General features: G+C 70.4%; 20 protein-coding genes and 1 tRNA gene. 7 read left to right on the top strand and 14 right to left on the bottom strand.

The genetic code is table 11. The features are described from left to right. Positions 1-6: 6 nt before the first annotated feature. From RAB70_RS14745 to RAB70_RS14735, 3 genes are all read right to left on the bottom strand, one after another. Complete coding sequence (locus RAB70_RS14745; RefSeq protein ID WP_192578988.1) at positions 7-1,800, bottom strand: bifunctional diguanylate cyclase/phosphodiesterase; 1,794 nt, start codon at positions 1,798-1,800, stop codon at positions 7-9. A 78-nt stretch (positions 1,801-1,878) separates the two neighbouring features. After that, positions 1,879-2,445, bottom strand: a complete 567-nt coding sequence (locus RAB70_RS14740; RefSeq protein WP_017909993.1) for a response regulator transcription factor — start codon at positions 2,443-2,445, stop codon at positions 1,879-1,881. After that, positions 2,442-3,665, bottom strand: a complete 1,224-nt coding sequence (locus RAB70_RS14735; RefSeq protein ID WP_043091040.1) for an ATP-binding protein — start codon at positions 3,663-3,665, stop codon at positions 2,442-2,444. Before RAB70_RS14735 ends, RAB70_RS14740 begins: the two co-directional genes overlap by 4 nt. 124 nt (positions 3,666-3,789) lie before the next feature. On the opposite strand from RAB70_RS14735, the gene ispG reads away from it, so the two are divergent. Together ispG and RAB70_RS14725 are read left to right on the top strand one after the other, a co-directional pair. Then, the gene (ispG, locus tag RAB70_RS14730; protein ID WP_017909991.1) at positions 3,790-5,055 is read left to right on the top strand and encodes a flavodoxin-dependent (E)-4-hydroxy-3-methylbut-2-enyl-diphosphate synthase; all 1,266 of its coding nucleotides are present in this window, start codon (positions 3,790-3,792) and stop codon (positions 5,053-5,055) included. After that, positions 5,036-5,746, top strand: a complete 711-nt coding sequence (locus RAB70_RS14725; protein WP_148828463.1) for a phosphatase PAP2 family protein — start codon at positions 5,036-5,038, stop codon at positions 5,744-5,746. The genes ispG and RAB70_RS14725 overlap by 20 nt, the downstream gene beginning before the upstream one ends. Positions 5,747-6,303: 557 nt before the next feature. On the opposite strand, the gene RAB70_RS14720 is transcribed toward RAB70_RS14725, so the two are convergent. The 8 genes from RAB70_RS14720 to RAB70_RS14685 all read right to left on the bottom strand — a co-directional run bounded on the left by RAB70_RS14720 (position 6,304) and on the right by RAB70_RS14685 (position 13,940). Further along, positions 6,304-7,461, bottom strand: coding sequence for a YgcG family protein (locus RAB70_RS14720; protein WP_148828462.1), 1,158 nt, complete (start codon positions 7,459-7,461; stop codon positions 6,304-6,306). A gap of 2 nt (positions 7,462-7,463) precedes the next feature. Then, positions 7,464-8,153: an aspartate/glutamate racemase family protein gene (locus RAB70_RS14715; RefSeq protein ID WP_017909988.1), complete on the bottom strand. Its 690-nt coding sequence runs from the start codon at positions 8,151-8,153 to the stop codon at positions 7,464-7,466. 130 nt (positions 8,154-8,283) lie between these two features. After that, the gene (locus RAB70_RS14710) at positions 8,284-9,153 is read right to left on the bottom strand and encodes a DMT family transporter (protein ID WP_051067887.1); all 870 of its coding nucleotides are present in this window, start codon (positions 9,151-9,153) and stop codon (positions 8,284-8,286) included. A gap of 32 nt (positions 9,154-9,185) precedes the next feature. Continuing rightward, positions 9,186-10,229, bottom strand: a complete 1,044-nt coding sequence (gene murB / locus RAB70_RS14705; RefSeq protein WP_148828461.1) for a UDP-N-acetylmuramate dehydrogenase — start codon at positions 10,227-10,229, stop codon at positions 9,186-9,188. Next, on the bottom strand, positions 10,226-11,281 hold the full coding sequence (locus RAB70_RS14700) for a quinone-dependent dihydroorotate dehydrogenase (RefSeq protein WP_148828460.1): 1,056 nt from the start codon (positions 11,279-11,281) through the stop codon (positions 10,226-10,228). Before RAB70_RS14700 ends, murB begins: the two co-directional genes overlap by 4 nt. Positions 11,282-11,289: 8 nt before the next feature. Continuing rightward, positions 11,290-12,063, bottom strand: a complete 774-nt coding sequence (locus tag RAB70_RS14695; protein ID WP_148828459.1) for a class I SAM-dependent methyltransferase — start codon at positions 12,061-12,063, stop codon at positions 11,290-11,292. Beyond that, a complete protein-coding gene (locus RAB70_RS14690) occupies positions 12,060-12,341 on the bottom strand; it encodes a DUF4190 domain-containing protein (protein ID WP_148828458.1) in 282 nt (93 codons plus the stop codon). The genes RAB70_RS14695 and RAB70_RS14690 overlap by 4 nt, the downstream gene beginning before the upstream one ends. A gap of 66 nt (positions 12,342-12,407) precedes the next feature. After that, positions 12,408-13,940 carry an aldehyde dehydrogenase family protein gene (locus RAB70_RS14685; RefSeq protein WP_017913404.1) on the bottom strand — a complete coding sequence of 511 codons (1,533 nt, stop codon included), beginning with the start codon at positions 13,938-13,940 and terminating at the stop codon, positions 12,408-12,410. Between the two features lie 170 nt (positions 13,941-14,110). Between RAB70_RS14685 and RAB70_RS14680 the strand changes: the two genes are divergently transcribed. The 4 genes from RAB70_RS14680 (at position 14,111) to RAB70_RS14665 (ending at position 18,890) form a co-directional block, all read left to right on the top strand. Further along, positions 14,111-14,187 (top strand) — tRNA-Arg (locus RAB70_RS14680). Between the two features lie 416 nt (positions 14,188-14,603). Next, positions 14,604-14,936: a hypothetical protein gene (locus RAB70_RS14675; RefSeq protein ID WP_225851595.1), complete on the top strand. Its 333-nt coding sequence runs from the start codon at positions 14,604-14,606 to the stop codon at positions 14,934-14,936. 463 nt (positions 14,937-15,399) lie between these two features. After that, positions 15,400-17,925 carry a bifunctional aspartate kinase/homoserine dehydrogenase I gene (gene thrA / locus RAB70_RS14670; protein WP_408068840.1) on the top strand — a complete coding sequence of 842 codons (2,526 nt, stop codon included), beginning with the start codon at positions 15,400-15,402 and terminating at the stop codon, positions 17,923-17,925. A gap of 5 nt (positions 17,926-17,930) precedes the next feature. Further along, a complete protein-coding gene (locus RAB70_RS14665) occupies positions 17,931-18,890 on the top strand; it encodes a homoserine kinase (protein WP_170268142.1) in 960 nt (319 codons plus the stop codon). 7 nt (positions 18,891-18,897) lie between these two features. On the opposite strand, the gene RAB70_RS14660 is transcribed toward RAB70_RS14665, so the two are convergent. Continuing rightward, positions 18,898-19,107 (bottom strand): hypothetical protein, encoded by a 210-nt coding sequence (locus RAB70_RS14660; protein ID WP_170268141.1) that lies wholly within the window; start codon positions 19,105-19,107, stop codon positions 18,898-18,900. Positions 19,108-19,670: 563 nt separating this feature from the next. Here RAB70_RS14660 and thrC point away from each other — a divergent pair. After that, positions 19,671-20,972 carry a threonine synthase gene (gene thrC / locus RAB70_RS14655; protein WP_148830381.1) on the top strand — a complete coding sequence of 434 codons (1,302 nt, stop codon included), beginning with the start codon at positions 19,671-19,673 and terminating at the stop codon, positions 20,970-20,972. A gap of 37 nt (positions 20,973-21,009) precedes the next feature. Here the strand turns inward: thrC and RAB70_RS14650 are convergent, their stop codons facing one another. Both RAB70_RS14650 and RAB70_RS14645 read right to left on the bottom strand, forming a co-directional pair. Further along, entirely contained in the window at positions 21,010-21,324 is a 315-nt protein-coding gene (locus tag RAB70_RS14650) for a hypothetical protein (RefSeq protein WP_148830380.1), read from the bottom strand. A gap of 300 nt (positions 21,325-21,624) precedes the next feature. After that, positions 21,625-22,380 carry a Crp/Fnr family transcriptional regulator gene (locus RAB70_RS14645; RefSeq protein ID WP_017912245.1) on the bottom strand — a complete coding sequence of 252 codons (756 nt, stop codon included), beginning with the start codon at positions 22,378-22,380 and terminating at the stop codon, positions 21,625-21,627. Between the last annotated feature and the right edge of the window lie 21 nt (positions 22,381-22,401).

Here is a 22,401-nt window from a genome sequence, read left to right as displayed (position 1 = left end):
GCACGCTCAGGCGTCGTCGCCCTGCCACGGCTCGGCCAGCCAGGCGTCGAGCGCCTCGGCCGGCATCGGCCGCGCGATCCAGTAGCCCTGGCCTTCGTCGCAGCCCCAATCGCGCAGCATCCGGTACACGGTTGCGCTCTCGATGCCTTCGGCCACCACCTGCTGGCCGAAGTCGTGGCCGAGATGGATCATCGACGGCACCAGCATGCCGTCGCTGCGGCTGCCGGGCAGGGTGCGGATGAACGACTGGTCGATCTTCAGTGCGCTGGCCGGAATGTTCTTGAGATAGCCGAGGTTGCTGTAGCCGGTGCCGAAGTCGTCGATGGCGATCTTCACCCCGAGCGCGCTGATCTGCTGCAGTTGTTCGGCCACCCGCTGCGGATCGCGGATCATCGCGCTCTCGGTGAATTCGATCTCCAGTGCGCCGGGCGCCAGCGCATGCTGCTGCAGCAGCGCCTGCAGCCGGGCGATGAAGTCGGCCTGTTCCAGGTCCACCGCCGACACGTTCAGTGAGACGCTGAAGCGATAGCCGCGCTGCTGCCACAGCGCCGCCTGGGCGATGCCGGTGCGCAGCACCCAGGCGGTGATGCGGCTCATCAGTGCGGTCTTTTCCGCCAGCGGGATGAAGTCGTTCGGCGCCACCGTGCCCAGCAGCGGATGCTGCCAGCGCAGCAGCGCTTCCACGCCCACGCATTCGCCGCTGCGCAGGCTCACCCGTGGCTGGTAGTGCAGGCTCAGCTGGCCGCGCGCCTCCAGCGCTTCGGGCAAGGCGGCCAGGATCCGGAACGCATTGCGCTGGTTGGCGTCATGGTTGCGCTCGTACAGGCTCCAGCGCTGCCCACGCTGGCGCGCCATGTCCACCGCGGTGGTCAGCGAGCGCACCGTGTGATTGGCGCTCAGCGCCCCGTCCAGGCGCACCGCGCCCAGCGAGGGGCTGGCCGCATGCGGAATGCCCTGGTGGTCGATCGCCGCGGCGAAGGCGTCGCAGAGGTGCTCGCACCAGTACTCCAGATGCGCCGCGTCGCTGCCTTCCATGATGAACACGAAGGTGGTGGTGTCGATGCGGTACAGCGGCAGGTTGCCCAGCGCCTTGCGCAGGCGGTCGCGGGTGGCCAGCAGGTAGCCCTCGGCGTACTCCCAGCCCAGCGCCTTGACCATGTCGCGGAAATAGTCGATGCCGCACACGTCGATCGCCACTGCGGTGTCGTGGTGGTCGGCGGTCTGCAGCGACAGCCACATGGTCAGGTCGTCGTTGAAGCGGCTGCGGTTGGGCAGGCCGGTCAGCGCATCGACGAAGCCGCTGTTGCGCAGGGTGTCGATGCGCACCATCAGCAGGTCGCGCAGGTCCTGCAGGGTGCGGCGCGCGACCTCGTCGAACTCATGGCGCGGCTCGCTGTCGATCACGCACAGCGTACCCAGGCTGGCGCCGTCGGCCATCAGCAGCGGCGCGCCGGCGTAGAAGCGGATGAACGGCGGGCCGGTGACCAGCGGGTTGTCGCGGAAACGCGGATCCTGGCGGGCATCGGGCACCACCATCAGTTCCGGGCTGTGGATCGCATAGGCGCAGAACGCCTGGCTGCGCGGCGTCTGCGGAACCTCCAGGCCGACCCGGGACTTGAACCACTGGCGCTGTTCGTCGATCAGCGAGACCAGCGCGATCGGCACCCGCAGGTAGCGGGACGCCAACTGTGTGACCAGATCGAAGACCTGGTCGGCCGGCGTGTCCAGCAGACACAGCTGGCGCAGGGCGCTGAGCCGTTGCGGCTCGTCCAGCAAGGCGGGTGGGGGAGACTTCAGCATGCCGGGTTATCGGCCCGGTACCAGGGGACTTGAGCGCCGGCCGGAAGAGCGGTTCAGGCCACCGCCGCGCCGCCCGCCTCAGCGTGGCGGATCGCGCTGCGGGCTGGGCCGCTTGGCCAGCTTGCGCTGCAGCGAGCGGCGGTGCATGCCGAGCAGGCGCGCGGCGGCGGAGACGTTGCCGCCGGTCTCGTGCATGGCCTGCTGGATGTGCTCCCACTGCAGGCGGCTGAGCGGGGTCATCGCGTCCGGCACGTCGCTGCCGTCCTCGTCGTCGTCCTCCTCGGCCTCCAGGCCGATCGCGCGCAGGATCATCGGCACCGTGGCCGGCTTGGGCAGGTAGTCGTCGGCGCCGAGCTTGATCGCCTCCACCGCGGTGGCGATGCTGGCGTAGCCGGTGACCAGCAGGATGCGCATGTCGGCGCGGATCGCGCGCAGCGGCTGGATCAGCGCCAGCCCGGATTCGTCGCCGAGCTTGAGGTCGATCAGTGCGTAGTCCGGCGGCGCCTCGGCGGCCAGCGCCAGTGCGGCGGCGGCGCTGTCGGCGGTGCGCGTCTCCAGGCCGCGGCGGGCGAGGGTGCGCTGCAGGGTGCGCAGGTACAGCGGATCGTCGTCGACCAGCAGGCCCAGCGGGGTGTCGGTGTTCATGCGGAGGTCTCCAGGGCGAGCAGCGGCAGGCGGAAGCCGACCCGGGCGCCGTGGTCCGGCGCCGGCTCGGTCCACAACTCGCCGCCCAGGCGTTCGATGGTCGCATGCGACAGCGCCAGGCCCACGCCCATGCTCTCGGGCTTGCCGCTGCGGAACAAGGTGGCCGGCAGGCCGACCTGGTTGGCGTCGAAGCCGCCGCCGTAGTCGCGCACCTCGCCGACCAGTTCGCTGCCGGTGACCCGCACATTCAGGTCCACCTGTGGGTGGCCGGCGCGTTCGCCGGCGTCGGCGGCGTTGTTCAGCAATACCTGCAGCAGATGGCCGATGGCGCTTTCCATCCGCAACTGCAGCGGCGCGTCGTCGTTGCGGCGCAGCCGCACGGTCGGCCGCACCAGTTGCCACTGGTGCAGTACCTGCGCCAGCGACACCGTCTGCCCGCCGGCGCGCTGCGCCGGTGCGGCCAGCGCCAGCACCCGTTCGCGGCACTGCACCAGCAGTTCGCGCAGGGTGTCCAGGTCTTCGCGCAGTTCCGGCTGGGTGCTCTGTTCGGCGATGTCGTCGGTGAGCAGGGTCATCGTCGCCAGCGGCGTGTTCAGCTCGTGCGCCACCGACGCGGCATGGGTGGCCAGGGCGACGATGCCCTCGTTGCGGGTGAAGCGCTCGCGCAGCAGCGCCAGCTCGCGTTCGCGCTCGCGCATGGCCATCGCCAGGCGGGTGGAGAACACCAGCACGACCACGGTGGACAGCAGGAAGTTGGCGGCCATGCCCCAGCGCTGCAGGTCCAGCGCCTGGTAGGGGCCGTGCGGCAGCGGCAGGCCGAACAGCGCGCTGACCGCATAGCCGGCCACGCAGGCCAGCGCCACCGCCAGCGCCCAGCGCAGCGGCAGGGCCAGCACCGCCAGCGCGATCAGCACCAGGAACAGCGAGCCGAAGGCGTTGCCGATGCCGCCGCTCCAGCCGACCATCCAGGTCAGCACGGTCACATCGACCAGGATGTGGCCGAAGGCGGTGGCCGGCGCGGCCGAGTCGGCATGGCGCAGGCGCAACTGCGCGTACAGGTTGAACAGCGCCAGCACGGCCACGCCGGCCCACAGCGGCGCCTGCGGCAGCGGCAACTGCAGCGGCCAGGTCGCCACCAGGATCGTCGCGGCCTGGCCGGCGGTGGCCAGCCAGCGCAGGCTGCACAGGGTGCGCAGGAAGGAGGCGTCGGTGGAATCCATGCTGCGCATCGTATGCGCTGGACCCGGGGGCTGCCTGCGACAAACCGTCGCAGCGGTGCCGCCTGGCTGAATCGGCGGTGCCGGCGCGTGCGGCAGGAGCGGCCGCGCAGGCTAAAATGGGCGCATGTACGATGCCGTCAGCCGCCCCACGCCTCCCGCCGATGCCGCGCCCTGGGCGCGCCGTCTCACCCAGCCGGTCCGCATCGGCGGCGTCACCATGGGCGGCGGCAAGCCGGTGGTGGTGCAGTCGATGACCAATACCGACACCGCCGACGTCGCCTCCTCGGTCAAGCAGGTGGCCGAACTGTGGCGCGCCGGCTCGGAACTGGTGCGCCTGACCGTCAACAATCCCGAGTCGGCCGCGGCGATCCCGCGCATCGTCGACAAGCTGCGGATGATGGGCATCGAGGTGCCGCTGATCGGCGACTTCCACTACAACGGCCACCAACTGCTGGCGGCGGAGCCGGCCTGTGCCGAGGCGCTGGCCAAGTACCGGATCAATCCCGGCAACGTCGGCTTCGGCAAGAAGAAGGACACCCAGTTCGCGCAGCTGATCGAGTTCGCGCTCAAATACGACAAGCCGGTGCGCATCGGCGCCAACTGGGGTTCGCTGGACCAGGCCCTGGCGGCGCAACTGATGGACGAGAACTCGCGGCGCGAGGTGCCGTGGGATGCCGGCCGGGTGCTGCGCGAGGCGTTGATCCGCTCGGCGCTGGATTCGGCCGAGCGCGCGGTGGAGCTGGGCCTGGGCCGCGACCGTATCGTGCTCAGCTGCAAGGTCAGCGGCGTGCAGGAGCTGATCGCGGTGTACCGCGACCTGGCGCAGCGCTCGGACTTCGCCCTGCACCTGGGCCTGACCGAGGCCGGCATCGGCAGCAAGGGCATCGTCGCCTCCAGCGCGGCGCTGGCGGTGCTGCTGCAGGAAGGCATCGGCGACACCATCCGCATCTCGCTGACCCCGGAGCCGGGGCAGTCGCGCACGCAGGAAGTGATCGTCGCCCAGGAACTGCTGCAGACCACCGGCCAGCGCGCCTTCACTCCGCTGGTCACCGCCTGCCCGGGCTGTGGCCGCACCACCTCCGAGTTCTTCCAGGAGCTGGCCAAGGTGGTGCAGAACCACGTCCGCGCGAAGATGCCGGAGTGGAAGGTGACCCATCCCGGCGCCGAGAGCATGACCCTGGCGGTGATGGGCTGCGTGGTCAACGGGCCGGGCGAGTCGCGCCACGCCAACATCGGCATCTCGCTGCCGGGCACCGGCGAAGCGCCGGCCGCGCCGGTGTTCATCGACGGCGAGAAGAAGGTGACCCTGCGTGGCGAGAACATCGCCCACGAGTTCGTGGCGTTGATCGACGAGTACGTCGAACGCACCTATGTCCGCCGCACCGGGTGAGTCCGCCGCCGAAGCGGCCGGCCTGCGCCGCTGGCTGCGGCTCAATGCCTGGCGCGTGGTGCTGCTGTTCGCCGGAGTCCTGCTGCCATTGGGCGTGTTCGTGGCCCTCGCCGACGAAGTGCATGCGCTGGAAGACCTGTATTTCGACGAGCCGCTGCTGTGGAGCATGCGCGGCCTGACCAGCCCGGGTTGGGACCGCTTCTTCACCGTGGTCACCGAGGTCGGCTATCAGTACGGCGTGATCCCGCTGGATACCTTGATCGTGCTGGTGCTGCTGGGCCTGCGCCGCTGGCGCGAGGCGCTGTTCGCCGCGTTGTCCTTCATTGGCTCGGCGCTGTTGAACATGGGCGCCAAGCAGTTCTTCCAGCGCGACCGGCCCAGCCTGTGGGAGTCGATCGCGCCCGAGCACCACACCTTCAGTTTCCCCAGCGGCCACGCGATGGGCTCGATGACCCTGGCGGCGGTGCTGATCGCGCTGAGCTGGCGCACCCGCTGGCGCTGGCCGGTACTGTGGCTGGCCGGCAGCTTCACCCTGCTGGTCGGGGTGTCGCGGGTGTACCTGGGCGTGCATTACCCCTCGGACATCCTCGGCGGCTGGAGCGCGGCGCTGGTGTGGGTGGTGGGGCTGTACCTGCTGCTGTTCCGCGGTGAGCGCCGGCCGCGCTGGCGCGCGCGGCGCGCGTTGGCATGATTTCCAGTACGCGGCCAATCCACACTGCTGGCGCTCGCTGTGCCGTCGCCTCCAAAACCTGCGAAGGATGAATACATGACCAGATCCGAGCGAGCGTGTCAGATTTGGGCAGTGCTGGCGTGGGCGGCACGCCATCGCCAGTCTTTAACCTACTCCCAGTTGGCCGCACTCACGGGCGCACATCGCGCGGGTCTCGGTCAGCTACTTGAGCCTATTCAGTCGTATTGCTTGCTAAATCAGCTGCCCCCGCTCACAGCGATAGTCGTACAGCAGGAGTCGGGTTTGCCGGGAAGCGGCTTTATTGGGGCCACTGCAGAAGAGTTGGGTAGGGCGCAAATGGCGGTTTTCGGATGTGACTGGCTCGCGCATGGCAATCCTCAGCCTGAAAGGTTCGAAGCTGCTGTTCGCGAACGTCCGTCCAATGGAGAGAATTGATTTCTTCCGCCTCATGGTGCGGGCAGCGCTTTATGTAAGTGCAAAGCGGCCCACTCACTATTTGTAAAACGGGAAAAGTATTTCCTCTGCTGATGTTGCTCGAGCGTTCGCTGCAGTCTCCGCTACCAGCTCGAACTGGCGCCGCCGCCGCCGGAGCTGCCGCCGCCGGAGGAGGAGTCGCTGCTGGAACTGGAGGACGACGAGGATGAGGACGATGCCGCGGACTCGGCCGCGGCGCGCTCCCTGGCGGCTTGGGCGGCATGGTAGCTGGCGGTGTAGGCGAACACGCCGGGCGCGGTCTCGGCGATATGGCCCTTGCGGATCAGCGCGTTGCGCCGCCGTGTGAGCGCCTGCAGGAAGCGGCTGTAGCGCTGCGGCGAGCGGTAGCGCTGCGCGGCGATGGCCAGGGTCAGTACCAGGATCAGCAGTTCCAGCGCCAGGAAGATCACCGTCATCGTCATCGACCTGGCCGACAGCAGCACCACGAAGATGCCGGGGTTGGCGCTCAGGAACAGGCGGATGAACCACGCCCAGAAACCGCCGCGCGCGGTGTCCTGGACCAGTTCCTCGGGCTTGTCCGACAGGCGCGGATGCCGCCGAAGCAGACGCCTGCGCAGATAGCCGGTCCAGGCCTGGCGCAGCGGCAGCAGCAGCCACACCAGCGCCAGCAGGCCCGCCCAGGCGACGGCGCCGCGCTGCCAGTGCATGCCGTCGTCGGCCGCTTGCGCCAGTTCGGCGACGGCGGCGGGATCCTGCGCGGCGGCGCGGCCCATGAAGTCGAACGCGGCGACGATCGCATCGGCGGTATCGCCCTGGCGCAGGCGCGGCGCCAGGTAATCGTCCAGCGCGTGCCGGGCGACCACGTCGGGCAGCGCGCCCTCCAGGCCGTAGCCGACTTCGAAGCGCGAACGTCGGTCCTGCATCGCCAGCACCAGCAGCAGGCCGTTGTCGCTGCCTTGCCGGCCGAGCCGCCAAGTGCGGAAGGCGCGCTCGGCCAGAGCCTCGATCGGTTCGTCCTGCAGCGACGGCACGATGTAGACCGCGCCCCAGATGTGCTGGCGTTCGCGCAGGCGCTGCAGTGCCGCGTTGATCCGCTGGGTGTCGTCCGCACTGAGCGTGCCGGCGGGGTCGACCACGTTCGGCGTGTAGGGCGGAATGGCGACGGCGCAGCGGCCGAGCGCCGGCCACAGCAGCAACGCCAGCACCAGCAGGGCGCTCAGCCGGAACGGCGTCCAGCCGCGCGGAACGCTGGCGGCGGCATGTGCGGCCTGGCTGCGCATCGCTAGGCCAGGCTGTACAGGGCGGCGGCTCGCGCGTGCAGCGCGGTCGTGTCGAACAGCGGCACCGCCGCGTCGGCAGGGCCGACCAGCAATCCGATCTCGGTGCAGCCCAGGATCACCGCCTCCGCGCCTTGCGCCTGCAGGCCTGCGATCACCTCGCGGTAGCGCAGCCGCGACGGCGCCTGCACCACGCCCTGGCACAGTTCCTCGTAGATGATGCGGTGCACGTCCTCGCGCGCCGGCGCATCCGGGATCAGCACGTCGAAGCCGCGCCGTTGCAGCCGTTCGCGGTAGAACGCCTGCTCCATGGTGAAGCGCGTGCCGAGCAGGCCGACGCGGACGATGCCGGCGGCCTGCAACGCATCGGCGGTGGCATCGGCGATGTGCAGCAGCGGCAACGGGACCGCGGCGGCGATCGCGTCGGCGACGCAGTGCATGGTGTTGGTGCACAGCACCAGGAAATCGGCGCCGCCGGCCTGCAGCGCGCGCGCCGAGGCCGCCAGCGCGGCACCGGCCGCGTCCCAGTCGCCGTCGCGCTGGTACTGCGCGATCTCGTGGAAGTCCACGCTGTGCAGCAGCAGCTTGGCCGAATGCAGTCCGCCCCGTTGTGCGCGCACGGTCTCGTTGATGTGCCGGTAATAGGGCAGGGTGGATTCCCAGCTCATGCCGCCGATCATGCCGATCGTCTTCATCGTGAGTCGCTTGCCGCCGTGTCGAGTGCGCGAGGATGGTAGCGGCACCGGCCGCGTGCGGCGACCGCGCGCTGTGCCTGTGTCGGCGATCGTCGGGACGCCGCGGCGCGACGCGGCGTTACGCGCACCGCTAGGCGTCCAGGGTCGGCGGCGTGCCGGCCCCGGCGCGCGCCGCACGCCGTGCCAGCACCGCCTCGCGGTGGGCGATGTAGGCGTTGGCGCCGAGGATCACCAGCGCGCCCAGCACGGTGCCGCCGTCCGGCGTCTCGTCGAACAGCCACCAGCCGAACAGCGCCACCAGCGGCAGCTGGGTGAAGCTGATCGGGGTCAGTGCGGAGACCTCGCCGAGGCGCAGCGCATGCGTCCACAGCAACTGGCCGAGGGTGCCGAACAGGCCGGTGGCCAGCAGCCACAGCCAGTCGATGCCGTGCGGCCAGCGCCACACGAACAGCGCCGGCAGCAGCGACATCGGCACCCAGAACGCGTAGGTGTAGAACACCACCGTGTTGGCGGCGTCGACCCGCGCCAGTTGCTTGATCTGGATCGCGACCAGGGCGCTCATTACCGCGGCCAGTACCGCCACCAGGGTGCCGGGGCTGAACGCGGCGGCGCCGGGACGCACGATCAGCAGTACCCCGACGAAGCCGCACAGCACCGCCAGCCAGCGCCGCAGGCGCACCGTCTCGCCCAGCCACAGGGCGGCGGCCAGGGTCGCGAACAGCGGGGTGGAGTAGGACAGTGCGATCGCCTGCGACAGCGGCAGATGCCCGATCGCCCAGAACCCGGCGAGCATCGACACCAGGCCGATCGCGGTGCGCAGCAGGTAACGCGGCAGTTGCGCGGTGCGTGGCAGTGGCCGGCCCGGCCGCAGCAGCATCGGCAACAGGAACAGCAGGCCGAACAGGTTGCGGAAGAAGGCGATCTGCAGCGTGGACAGCTGCGCCGAGGCCAACCGGATCGCGACGACCATCAGCCCGAAGGCCATCGTACTGGCCAGCATCAGCAGCGCCGCGCGCAGCGGCGTGGGCGCGGCTACCACTGTGCGCCGACGATGCGCGGCTCCGGCTCCAGGATGACGCCGAAGCGCTCGCTCACCGAAGCGGTGATGCGCCGCGCCAGTTCCAGCAGCTCGGCACCGCTGGCCTGGCCGTGGTTGACCAGCACCAGCGCGTGCGCGGCGGACACGCCGGCGTCGCCGTCGCGGTAGCCTTTCCAGCCGCAGGCCTCGATCAGCCACGCCGCCGACAGCTTGCGCTGGCTGTCGTCGTCGCCGGGAAACACCGGCAGTGCCGGGTGTTCGTGCTGCAGCGCCAGTGCCTGTTCCAGCGGCAGCAGCGGGTTCTTGAAGAAGCTGCCGGCGTTGCCGAGCACGTCCGGGTCGGGCAGCTTGCGCCGGCGGATGTTGATCACCGCCTGGGCCACGTCGGGCGCGCCGGGCGTGGCGATGCCCATCGCCTGCAGTTCCTCGCCGATGCCGGCGTAGTCCAGGCGCAGCGCATGCAGCCGCGGCAGGTTGAACTCCACCGCGGCGATCAGGTAGCGGTCGGGCTGACGCTTGAACAGACTGTCGCGGTAGCCGAACTCGCAGGCGGCCGCGTCCAGCCGCACGAAGCGCGCGTCGGCGCGGTCGTAGACCTCGACCACGTGCACGAACTCGCCCATCTGCGCGCCGTAGGCGCCGATGTTCTGGATCGGCGCGGCGCCGACCGTGCCGGGGATCAGCGCCAGGTTCTCCAGGCCTGACAAACCTTGCACCAGCGACCACATCACCAGCTCGTGCCAGCCCACGCCGGCGCCGGCGCGGACGATGGCGTAGTCGGCGCGGTGCTCCAGGGTGTCGATGCTGCGGTTGGCGAAGCACAGCACCACGCCCGGCGCATCGCCGGCGAACAGCATGTTGCTGCCGCTGCCCAGCGGCAGCAGCGCGGCGCCGGCCAGCTCCGGCGCCAGCAGCGCCTCGGGCAGCGCCTCGGGCGCGAAGATCTGCAGCAGCCACGGCGCCTGCGCGGCGACGTGGAAGGTGTTGAGCGCCTGCAGCGGCGCCTGCGCGGTGAGCGACCAGGCCGTCGTGCTCATGGGACGACCACGTCCCCGCGGCTGGGCGCTTCGCGGCGCCGGCGCATCGCCTCCACGCACTCGCCGATCAGCTCCGGCCCGCGGAACACCAGGCCGCTGTAGCACTGCACCAGGGCGGCCCCGGCGGCCATCTTCGCCACCGCGTCGGCACCGGAGAGGATGCCGCCGACGCCGATCAGCGGGATGCTCTCGGGCAGGCGCGCGCGCAAGCGGCGCAGCACCAGCGTGGACTGGCCCAGCAGCGGCGCGCCGGACAGGCCGCCGCTTTCGCCGCCCAGCGGTTCGTGTTCCAGGCCGGGGCGGGCGACGGTGGTATTGGTGGCGATCACCCCGTCCACCTGCAGGTCCGACAGCACCCGCGCCGCCGCGTCGATGTCGCTGTCGCTCAGGTCCGGCGCCACCTTGACCAGCATCGGCACGCGCTTGCCGTGGCGCGCCGCCAGCGCTTCCTGCGCCTCGCGCAGGCGCGCGATCAGCTGCCGCAGCGCCTGTTCCTCCTGCAGCTCGCGCAGGCCGGCGGTGTTGGGCGAGGAGATGTTGACGGTGACGTAGTCGGACAGCGCATAGACCTTCTCCAGGCAATGCAGGTAGTCGGACGCGGCGTCCTCGTTCGGGGTGTCCTTGTTCTTGCCGATGTTGATGCCGAGCAGGCCGCGCCGGCGCCGCGCGCGCTCGACGTTGCGCACCAGCGCATCCACGCCCAGGTTGTTGAAGCCCATGCGGTTGATCACCGCCTGCTGCCGCGGCAGCCGGAACATGCGCGGCTGCGGATTGCCGGCCTGCGCGCGCGGGGTGACCGTGCCGATCTCGACGAAGCCGAAGCCCAGCGCCAGCAGCGCGTCGATGTGCTCGCCGTTCTTGTCCAGGCCCGCGGCCAGTCCGACCGGATTGGGAAACTCCAGGCCGAAGGCGCGCGTGGGCATCGGTGCGATCGTGCGCGCCAGCAACGGATTGGTGCCGGTGCGGTAGGCCAGTTCGATCGCGCGCAGGCCCAGGGCGTGGGCGCGCTCGGCATCGAAGGCGAACAGGAACGGTCGGGCGAGGGAGTACATGGCGTGGCTCAGTTCAGCGTCCCGGCGAAGGCGCGGGTGCGGTAATGGAACGCGACGACGCCGTCGCGCTGGTGCCGGTCGAACAGCGCGCGCAACGCGTCCAGCATCGGCGCATGCCGCGGGTGGCCGGGCAGCGGCGCGTAGGAGGAGGACAGCAGGCGTCCGCGCAGCGCCTCGAAATCCATGCGCTGCGCGTTGGGGAACTGCGCGGTGCCGCGCAGGCCGGCGCCGAACCAGCGCTGCATGGTGGCATCGTCGTGGTAGCGCTCGGCCACCGCGCTGTAGTCGGTGCCGTACTCCAGCAGCAACTGCTCGTAGCCTTCCAGGAACGGCGTGGCGTCGAGCAGGCGCGAGTTCCAGTACACCAGCGCCAACCCGCCCGGACGCAGCACGCGTGCCCATTCGCGGCGCACCGCCTCCAGGTCGAACCAGTGGAAGGCCTGCGCGGCGCTGACCAGGTCGACGCTGGCATCGGCCAGGGTGGTGGCCTCGGCGCTGCCGTCGATGGCGCGGAAGCCCGGCAGGTCCTGCAGCAGCGCCATTGCGGCCTCGCGCATCGCCGCGTTCGGCTCCACGGCCAGGGCCGGATGCCCGGCCTGCAGGAACAGGCGCGTGGAAATGCCGGTGCCGGCGCCGATGTCGGCGACCAGCGCATCGCGCGCCACGCCCAGCTCGCCGTGCACCCAGTCCAGCAGCGCCGCCGGATAGCTGGGGCGGTAGCGCACGTAATCGGCGACGCGGTCGCTGAAGCGTTCCCGCGGCGCGGCGGCGTCCCGGCTCACGAATGGGTGCTGGCGAACCAGGCCAGCCCGCCGAAGAACAGCACGAAGGCCAGTACCGCCAGCACGGCCAGCACCACTGCGGCCCAGCCCAGGATCAGCCCGCCCACCGCCAGGCCATCGCCCTGGAAGCGCTGCGGCTGGCGGCGGATCTCCGCCCGGGCCAGATGCCCGGTGATGATCGCGCCGAGGCTGCCCAGCACCGGCATCAGGGTCCAGCCGAGGATCCCGGCGACCAGGCTGACCACCGCCAGGGAATTGGTCTCGCGCACCTGACTCATCGCTGTCGCTCCTTGCAGAAGGAAAGGGGCGGCGGCCGCAGGGTGCGGGCCGCCGCGCTCGCCGCGTTACAGATCGAACTTGATGCCCTGCGCCAGCGGCAGCGAATCGGAGTAGTTGATCGTGTTGGTCTGCCGGCGCATGTACACCTTCCACGCGTCCGAACCGGACTCGCGGCCGCCGCCGGTGTCCTTCTCGCCGCCGAAGGCGCCGCCGATCTCGGCGCCGGAGGTGCCGATGTTGACGTTGGCGATGCCGCAGTCGCTGCCGGCCGCGGACAGGAACTTCTCCGCCGCCTTCAGGTTCTGGGTGAAGATCGACGAGGACAGGCCCTGCGGCACGCCGTTCTGCATGTCGATGGCCTCGTCCAGGGTGCTGTACTTCATCACGTACAGGATCGGCGCGAAGGTTTCGTGCTGGACCACTTCGTCGCTGTTCTTCAGGCCGGTGACGATGGCCGGCAGCACGAAGTTGCCCGGGCGGTCCAGCGCGGTGCCGCCGGTCTCGATGGTGCCGCCGGCGGCCTTGGCCTTGGCGATCGAGTCCAGGAACTGCTCGACCGCGCCGCGGCTGTTCAGCGGGCCCATCAGGTTGGCCGGGTCGGTGGGGTCGCCGATCTTGCCTTCGACCTGCTTGTAGGCCTTGACCAGGGTGGCCAGCACGGTGTCGTAGATCGATTCGTGCACGATCAGCCGGCGCGTGGTGGTGCAGCGCTGGCCGGCGGTGCCGACGGCGCCGAACACGATGCCGGGCACCGCCAGCTTCAGGTCGGCGCTCTCGTCGAGGATGATCGCGTTGTTGCCGCCCAGCTCCAGCAGGCAGCGGCCCAGCCGGCGCGCGCACTTCTCGGCGACGACGCGGCCGACCTGGGTGGAGCCGGTGAAGCTGATCAGCGGGATGCGGGTGTCCTCGACCAGGCGCTCGGACAGGGCCACGCCGGCGTCGTTGATCAGGAAGAAGATGTCCGGGAAGCCGGCGTCGCGCAGCGCCTCGTTGCAGATCTTCATCGACGCGATCGCGGTCAGCGGGGTCTTGTTGGACGGCTTCCAGATGCAGATGTCGCCGCAGATCGCCGCCAGGAACGCGTTCCAGCTCCACACCGCGACCGGGAAGTTGAACGCGCTGATGATGCCGACCAGGCCCAGCGGCTGGTACTGCTCGTACATGCGGTGGCCGGGGCGCTCCGAATGCAGGGTGTAGCCGTACAGCATGCGGCTCTGGCCGACCGCGAAATCGGCGATGTCGATCATCTCCTGCACTTCGCCATCGCCTTCCGGCTTGCTCTTGCCCATTTCCAGCGCGACCAGCGAGCCCAGTGCGTCCTTGTGCTTGCGCAGCGCTTCGCCGCACAGCCGCACCGCTTCGCCGCGGCGCGGCGCCGGGGTGGTGCGCCAGACCTTGAACGCGGCCTGGGCGCGGGCGATCACCGTTTCGTAGTCCTGCTCGGTGGTGGCCTGGACGTCGGCGATGATGTCGTTGCTCGACGGGTTGAGCGGCTGCAGCACGCCGGCGCCGGTGGCGCTGGACCACTCGCCATTGCCGAGATAGGTGCCGGAGTTGGTGGCGGCGAGGCCGAGCGCCTTGAGCAGGTCAGCGGACATGGAATCTCCTGGGTTCGTTGCGACAGGGAAGGCGACCGCAGGCGGGGGACGCGGGACGCGCAGCCGGCAATTTTAGCAGACCGGACGCATCCGGCCGCCGCCGCTGGCGGGGGCGGCTGGCGAGCGCAAAAAACGCGTGGGCAATGCCGTAGAATCCCCGCCAGGCCAATGGCCCCGTAGCTCAGCTGGATAGAGCGGTCCCCTCCTAAGGGACAGGTCGTGCGTTCGAATCGCGCCGGGGTCACCATTTCGTGCATGCCGTCCGCCGCGGCCGCGCCGCCGCCAGCGGCCATCGCGCTGCCTGCCCATGCCTCCTGCGCAGCGGCCGCGATGGTGAGTCGCGCGGTGTCCGATCTGTCTGCAATAACGTCCTCTACACCTTGTACCGACGCGGCCTGAGCATCGTCCTGCGTAGGCTGCGTCCGTCGGCCACTGCGCTTGGCGGCGATTCGCGCCGCGAACTCTAGTTATTGCAGTGCCGATGGACGACGAGGACGAAGTCGCCTCTGCCACGTCCGCCACAAGCGTCCCGACCGCAACTCCGTGCGGCGGGACGATCGCCGCCGCGCATCGGCGGTCCTGATCGCCTCGGGCCTGGCGTGATCGCCGGCTTGCCGGCACGCCCGCAGCGATTCCCACCCCTATGCGAAGCAGGAGTCACAGATGAAAACAGCAATGAAGATGGTCCTGGTCGGTTCGATGCTGGCTGCGCTCGCGGCCTGCAAGCGCGACGGCGACCAACCGGCCACCGATCCGAATGCGGCCAACCCGCCCGCAGCGGCCGACGGCAGCCCGGCAGGCGGCAGCACCGCCCCGGCCGGCACCACCAGCGGCGATGCCAGCGGCACCGCGACCGGGCAGGGCACGATGCAGGGCCAGGACGCGTCGCAGGGCGTACCGCCGACCACGACGTCTCCGACCAGCCCGACGACCCCCCAGGATCCTGCCAACCCGGATCCGCAGCAGCAGCCGCCGACCGATCAGAAGCAGCAGTAAGGGTTGCGCAAAACGCGCGGCGCCGGCGGCGTCGCGCGTTCGCTGCGTGTCGACGCTCAGGCCTGCTTGGACGGCGTTGCGTGTCGCCCGGCGCGCCCTGCTTGGTGGCCTTAACGTGGTGTTTCCTGGCTTGGCGCGATAGTCACTTTTGCAACCGTTTGCCAGGGCCGCAGCGCCGATGCTGCGGTTGCACACGCGGCGCTTGACAGCGCCCCGGCGCATGATGTCCTCTTGCGTCCATGCCTCTGGTCTTCGCCTCCATCGCCATCTCGCTTCCGCGCTCGCTTCGGCACGCGGCGGGCGCTGCTGCGGGCATTACCACCGGTATTACCACCCTCACCATTCGCCCGGTGCGGCCCGTCGTCTTCGTCTGATCGTCGAACACCACGGCCCCGCACCCGGATCAGGATGCGGGGGAATCCCTCAGCCTGATGCGAGCGGGGCCTCCACTCCGAGGTCTTCCATGTCGCCCCCCGCCGTCGCTCCTGCTGTCGCCGCTTCGCCTGATTCCGCCGTCGATCCCGCGCTCGCCGCCGCCACTGTCGTGCACAAGTTTGGCGGCACCTCGGTGGCCGATGCCGAACGCTACCGTCATGTCGCGCAACTGCTGTTGGCGCGCCCGGAACGTCTCCAGGTCACCGTCGTCTCGGCGATGAAGGGCGTCACCGATGCGTTGATCGGCCTGGCCGAACTGGCCGCGCACGGCCACGGCGACTGGCGCGAGCGCTGGCACGAAACCCGTGCCCGCCATCGCGCCGCCGCCGTGGCCTTGCTCGGCGAACATGCCGGCGCCACGGTCGAATGGCTGGACGCGCGCTTCGAGCACCTGGCCGAGATCCTCGTCGCGCTGGCGGTGATCGGCGAACTGCCGCGGGAAGTGCTGGACCGCGTGCAGGGGTTGGGCGAGGTGTACTCGGCGCAGTTGCTGGGCGACCACCTGCGTGCGTTGGGCGAGGAGTGCGCGGTGCTGGATGCGCGCGAGGTCTTGGTGGTCGACCGCGGCGAACTGGGCGTGGACGTGGACTGGTCCGCCAGCGCGCAGCGCCTGGCGCAATGGCGCGCGGAGCACCCGCAGCCGCGCATCGTGGTCACCGGCTTCGTCGCCCGCGACCGCGCTGGCCGCATCACCACCCTCGGCCGCAACGGCAGCGACTACTCCGGCGCGATCTTCGCCGCGCTGTTCGACGCCGCCGAGCTGCACATCTGGACCGACGTCGACGGCGTGCTTTCGGCGGACCCGCGGGTCGTGCCCGAAGCGGTGCAACTGGAAACGCTCAGCTACGACGAAGCCTGCGAGCTGGCCTATTTCGGCGCCAAGGTGGTGCACCCGCAGACCATGTCGCCAGCGATCGAGCGCGGCCTGCCGATCATCATCCGCAACACCTTCCAGCCCGAGCACCCGGGCACCCGCATCACCGCCAGCAGCGCCACCAGCGGCCCGATCAAGGGGCTGACCCTGAGCCCGGACCTGGCCGTGCTCAACCTCGAAGGCACCGGCCTGATCGGCGTGCCCGGCACCGCCGAGCGCGTGTTCGCCGCACTGCGCAACGCGCGGGTGTCGGTGGTGATGATCTCGCAAGGGTCGTCCGAACATTCCATCTGCTGCGTGGTGCGCCAGAACGAGGCCGAACGTGCGCGCGACGCGGTGCTCTCCGCGTTCGCCCACGAACTGGTGGTGGGCCAGGTGCAGCGCGTGCAGTTGACCACCGGCATCAGCGTGCTGGCCGCGGTCGGCGACGGCATGACCGGGCAGCCCGGCGTGGCCGCGCGGCTGTTCGAGTCGTTGGGCCGCGCCCAGGTCAACATCCTGGCGATCGCGCAGGGCTCGTCCGAGCGCAACATCTCGGTGGCCATCGACAGCGCGCACGCGACCAAGGCGCTGCGCGCCGCGCATGCCGGCTTCTGGCTGTCGCCGCAGACCTTCTCGGTCGGCGTGATCGGGCCGGGCAACGTCGGTGCGGCGCTGCTGGACCAGTTGCGCGCCGCGCAGCCGCAACTGCTGGCCAAGGCCAACCTCGACCTGCGCCTGCGCGCGGTCGCCTCGCGCAGCACGATGCGCCTGGAGCCGCGCGCCTTCGCCGGCGACTGGCGGCAGGCGCTGGCCGCCGGCCAGCAGCCGACCGACCTGGACGCGTTCACCGCGCACCTGCTGTCGGCGCATCTGCCGCATGCGGTGATCATCGACTGCAGCGGCAGCGCCGACGTCGCCGACCGCTACGCCGGCTGGCTGGCCGCCGGCATCCACGTGGTGACCCCGAACAAACAGGCCGGCGCCGGGCCGCTGCCGCGCTTCCACGCCATCCGCGCCGCGGCCGCCGCCAGCGGCGCGCGCTTCCGCTACGAGGCCACGGTCGGTGCCGGCCTGCCGGTGATCACCACCTTGCGCGACCTGGTCGATACCGGCGACGCCGTTACCGCGATCGAAGGCATCTTCTCCGGCACCCTGGCCTGGCTGTTCAACAAGTACGACGGCAGCGTGCCGTTCGCGCAACTGGTGGCCGAGGCGCGCGGCATGGGCTACACCGAGCCGGACCCGCGCGACGACCTGTCCGGCACCGACGTGGCGCGCAAACTCGTCATCCTGGCACGCGAGGCAGGGCACGAACTGAGCCTGGAGGACGTGGCGGTGGAAAGCCTGGTGCCGGAAGCGTTGCGCCAGGCCAGCGTGGACGATTTCATGGCGCGCCTGCACGAGGTCGATGCGGTGTTCGCGCAGCGCCTGCAGGCGGCCAGGGCGCGCGGCTGCGTGCTGCGCTACGTGGCGCGGCTGGCGCCGGGCCATGCGCCCAGCGTGGGCCTGGTGGAACTGCCGGCCGACCATGCCTTCGCCAACCTGCGCCTGACCGACAACGTGGTGCAGTTCACCACCCGCCGCTACTGCAACAATCCGCTGGTGGTGCAGGGGCCGGGCGCCGGCCCGGAAGTGACCGCCGCCGGCGTGTTCGCCGACCTGCTGCGGGTCGCGGCGGGCGAGGGCGCGCGCCTGTGAGCCGGATGCAGACGCTGGCAGCGAGCGCCGTCGGCACGGCCGCGCTGCCGACGCAGGCGCGCGCGTTCGCGCCGGCCTCGGTGGCCAACGTGGCGGTGGGCTTCGACCTGCTGGGCTATGCGGTGGAAGGTGTCGGCGACACGGTGACGGTGCGACGCATCGACGCGCCGGAGGTGCGTATTGCCGCGATCCGTGGCACCACCGTGGCCTTGCCCTTGGAGGCCGCACGCAACACCGCCGGTGCCGCGTTGATGTCGCTGCGCGAGGCGTTGGCGCTGCCGTTCGGTTTCGAACTGGAGATCGACAAGGGCATCCCGCTCAGCTCCGGCATGGGCGGCTCGGCCGCCTCGTGCGTGGCCGCGCTGGTGGCGGCCAATGCCTTGCTTGCCGCGCCGCTGTCGCGCGATGGACTGTATGGCTACGCGCTGGATGGCGAGGCGGTGGCCAGCGGCAGCCGCCACGGCGACAACCTCGGCCCGATGCTGTTGGGCGGGCTAGTGTTGTCGACCCTGGAGCGGCTGGTGCCGGTGCCGGTGCCGAGCGGCTGGCACAGCCTGCTGGTGCACCCGGACGCGACGCTGGAGACGCGCCACGCGCGCGCGGCGTTGGCCGGGGAGTACCGGCTCGGCGAGTTCGTGGCGCAGAGCGCGAACCTGGCGTTGGTGCTGGCGGGCTGTCATGCCGGCGACGAGTCCCTGGTGCGCGCCGGCCTGCGCGACGTGCTGATCGAGCCGCGCCGCGCGCCGCTGATCGTCGGCTTCGACGCGGCCAAGGCGGCGGCGCTGGCGGCGGGGGCGATGGGTGCGGGCATTTCCGGCGCTGGTCCGAGTGTGTTCGCCTGGTTCGCCAGCCGTGCCGAGGCCGAGGCCGCGGCACCGGCGGTGCAGGCGGCCTTTGCGGACGCTGGTTTTGGTAGCCAGCACTGGGTGTCGCCGTTGCAGTGTCCGGGTGCGGCGTTGCTGTAGCCACTTATCAGAGCGGTGCGTTGTCGGCGCCGCTGTTGCTAGTGTCGTTGCTGTTGCTGTTGCTGTTGCCGATTTCGAATTTGCTTTTGTTGTCGCTGTCGCTGTTGCTCTGGTCGTTGCTTTGCTTTTGCTTTGTTGTTGCTGTTGCTGTTGCCGTACCGGGTTCCCTTCCGAAGCGGCGGCCATCGCGGGGAAATACCCGAAGGGCGGCGTACATGGATGTACGCCGTCCGCGGCAGGGGCAGGATGCCCCTTCCGCGGATCCCCGTGATGGACGCGGACCCGGAGCGCGCAGCGCGGAGGGCGCGAGGCAGGGCGCGCTTTCTTTTGGTTACCTTTTCTTTGCGCGAGCAAAGAAAAGTAACTCGCCCACAAGGGCGAAAGCCTTTGCTGTTGCTGATGCTTTTGCTGTTAAAGCTCTAAAGCTTGAAGCAACAGCAACAGCTTTCGCCTGTCGGCGAGTCACTTTTCTTTGCTTGTGCAAAGAAAAGTAACCAAAAGAAAGCACACCCCGCAGCGCGCCCTCCGCGCTAACGCGCTCCGGGTCCGCAGCCACGACGGGCATTTTTCGACGGCACATCCATGTGCCGGCGAAAAACGACGCGCATCCTGCGCGTCGCCCTTCGGGTATTCGCCCGCCGCGGCTGCCGCGCCGAGGGGCCCCCGGTAAAGCAGAAGCGCAACAGCCAAAGCAAGAGCAAGAGCCAAAAGCTAACGCAAGAGCCAAAGCCAGAGCCAGAAATGCCAGTGCGACCGAATTCCCCTGCCACCGGAACCACCATGAACTTCATCTCCACCCGTAACGCCGCTCCTGCCGTCTCGCTCAGCCAGGCCATCGCCGCCGGGCTCGCCCCCGATGGCGGCCTGTACGTCCCCGAGCGCCTGCCCACCGCCCGCGACCTGCGCGCCGGTGCCAGCCTCGCCGAGACCGCCGCGGACCTGCTGGCGCCGTTCTTCGATGGCGACGCTCTGGCTGCGGAACTGCCGGCCATCTGCGCGGAGGCCTTCGACTTCGCCGCGCCGCTGCAGCCGCTGGCCACGCCCGGCGACCACGCGCTGGAGCTGTTCCATGGGCCGACCGCTGCGTTCAAGGACTTCGGCGCGCGCTTCCTGGCCGCCTGCCTGACCCGGCTGCGGCGGGGTGCGGAAACGCCGTTGACCATCCTCGTCGCCACCTCCGGCGATACGGGGGCCGCGGTCGCGGCCGCGTTCCATCGCCAGCCCGGGCTGCGCGTGGTGGTGCTGTATCCGGACGGGCGCGTGTCGCCGCGGCAGGCGCACCAACTCGGCTGCTTCGGCGACAACATCCAGGCGCTGCGCGTGGCCGGCTCGTTCGACGATTGCCAGGCGCTGGTGAAGCAGGCCCTGAACGACGCCGACCTGCAGGCGCAGGCGCCGCTGAGTTCGGCCAACAGCATCAGCCTGGGGCGCTTGCTGCCGCAGATGAGCTACTACGCGCATGCAGCCCTGCAGCACCATGCCGCGCATGCGCAGCCGCTGAATTTGGTGGTGCCCACCGGCAACCTGGGCAATGCGCTGGCCGCGATCCTGGCGCGCGCGCTGGGCGTGCCGCTGGGCCGGATCGTGCTGGCCACCAACGCCAACCGCGTGCTGCCGGACTTCTTCGCCGGCGCCGACTACGCACCGCAGCCCAGCGTGGCGACCCTGGCCAATGCGATGGACGTCGGCGCGCCGAGCAATGTCGAGCGCCTGCGCTGGCTGTACCAGGGCGACGACGCCACGCTGCGCACCCAGTTCCAGGCGTACTCGGTGGACGATACGCAGATCCGCCAGACCATCGGCGAGCGCTTCCGCCGCTACGGCGAGGTGCATTGCCCGCACACCGCCACCGCGCTGCACGTGCTGCAGCAACTGCGTGCCGAGGGCGCGGAGGCGGACGCCGGCGATTGGGCGGTGGCGGCTACCGCGCATCCGGCCAAGTTCGAAGGGGTGGTGGAGCCGCTGATCGGGCAGCCGGTGGCGGTGCCGCCGGCCTTGGCGGCGCTGCTGCAGCGGCCGGCGCAGGCCGAGCCGATCGCGCCGGACTACGCGGCGCTGCGCGCGCGGCTGCTGGCCGGCTGAGCAGCGCAGGCCGCGGCGCGCGAGCGCGCCCGACGGCTCAGTCGGACGGCTGCAACCGCTGCCAGGCGGCCAGGACGATGCCGCGGACCTGCAGCCAGTCCAGGCGCGAGCGCGGGTGGTCGCGCAGGAACACGTCGCGCAATTGCGCGACCACCTCTTCCACGCGCTGGCCGTGGTACTTGAGGTAGGCGTCGTAGGCCAGCTTCAGCGCCGGCTCGTAGTCGTGGAACGTGTAACCGGGCTGATGGAAGGGGCTGTGTGCGTGATGCGCCTTCCAGAACTCCAGTTCGCGCTCGCGGTCCAGCATCACGCAGGCGCGCGAGGCGTGTTGCATCTCGATGGCGACGGCCATGTTGGCCCTCCGAGTGGTCCCCCCCACCGGCACCGCGGCGGCGCCGCAGGTGTGTTGCGCACGCAGTCTATCCCGGTCGGGCGTCGCCGCCGCGATGGCCGGCTGAAGCGTTCAGAGCTGGCGGTGCGGCAGTGCTGCACGCCGCGGCAAACCGGTGATCGGTTGGCCGCCGGCGGGCGCTGCACGGTTGTCCACACGCGATGTGGAGCGTTGCTCTGGAATCCTGTGGATAAGTGGCCAGGCACCGCATGGCGTCGGTGCCTGGAGCCGCGTGGCGAAAAAATCGCCACGCCGGTCCGCTCAGTCTTCGTCCGACGCCAGCCGGTGCAGTGCGGCGAAGTCGCGAATCTCCACCACATGCAGTTGCGGCAGCGCGATCAGGCCCTGCTGGCGCAGCTTGGTGAAGGTACGGCTGACCGTCTCCATGGTCAGGCCGAGATGGTCGGCGATGTCGCCGCGGCCCATCGGCAGCACCACCTTGTTGCCGGCATCGCCCTGGCGCGCCGCGCGGGCCGCCAGCTTGAGCAGGAAGTCGGCCAGTTTCTCGGCCGGCTGCAGCCGCGCCAGCGACAGCGCCGCGTCCTGCGCCGCATCCAGCTCCAGGCAGGCGCGTTGCAGCAGCTTGCGCTCCAGGTGCGGGAACTGCGTGCGCAACTGCTGCATCTGCGCCACCGGCACCCGGCACACCCGGCTGTCGGCGATGGCTTCGATATCGTGGCGGTGCCTGGCCGATTCGCTCAGGCCGACGTAGTCGCCGGGCAGGACGAAACCGGCCACCTGGCGGCGTCCGTCGGCAAGGGTGCGGACCAGGCGCAGCGCGCCGGCGGTGACGGTGTAGACCGCCTGTCGTGCCTCGCCGGTGCGCGCCAGAGTGGCGCCGGCGGCGTAGTGCAGCGAGGTCGTGGCCCGTTCCAGCGCCTGCACCTCGTCGCAGGCCAGCGCCGAGCAGATCGCCAGGTGGCGGACCGCGCAATGCAGGCATTCGTTGCCGCGCGGTTCGCGCGGGGCGGACGCGTCGGCGTAGGGCAGGGCGAATCCGGAAGGAGGCCTGTTCATGGGCGGGGCAGCGGCTTCGGC

The sequence above is a fragment of the Xanthomonas sontii genome (genome assembly GCF_040529055.1).
Taxonomy (GTDB): domain Bacteria; phylum Pseudomonadota; class Gammaproteobacteria; order Xanthomonadales; family Xanthomonadaceae; genus Xanthomonas_A; species Xanthomonas_A sontii.
This window is presented reverse-complemented; position numbering and strand designations above follow the sequence as displayed.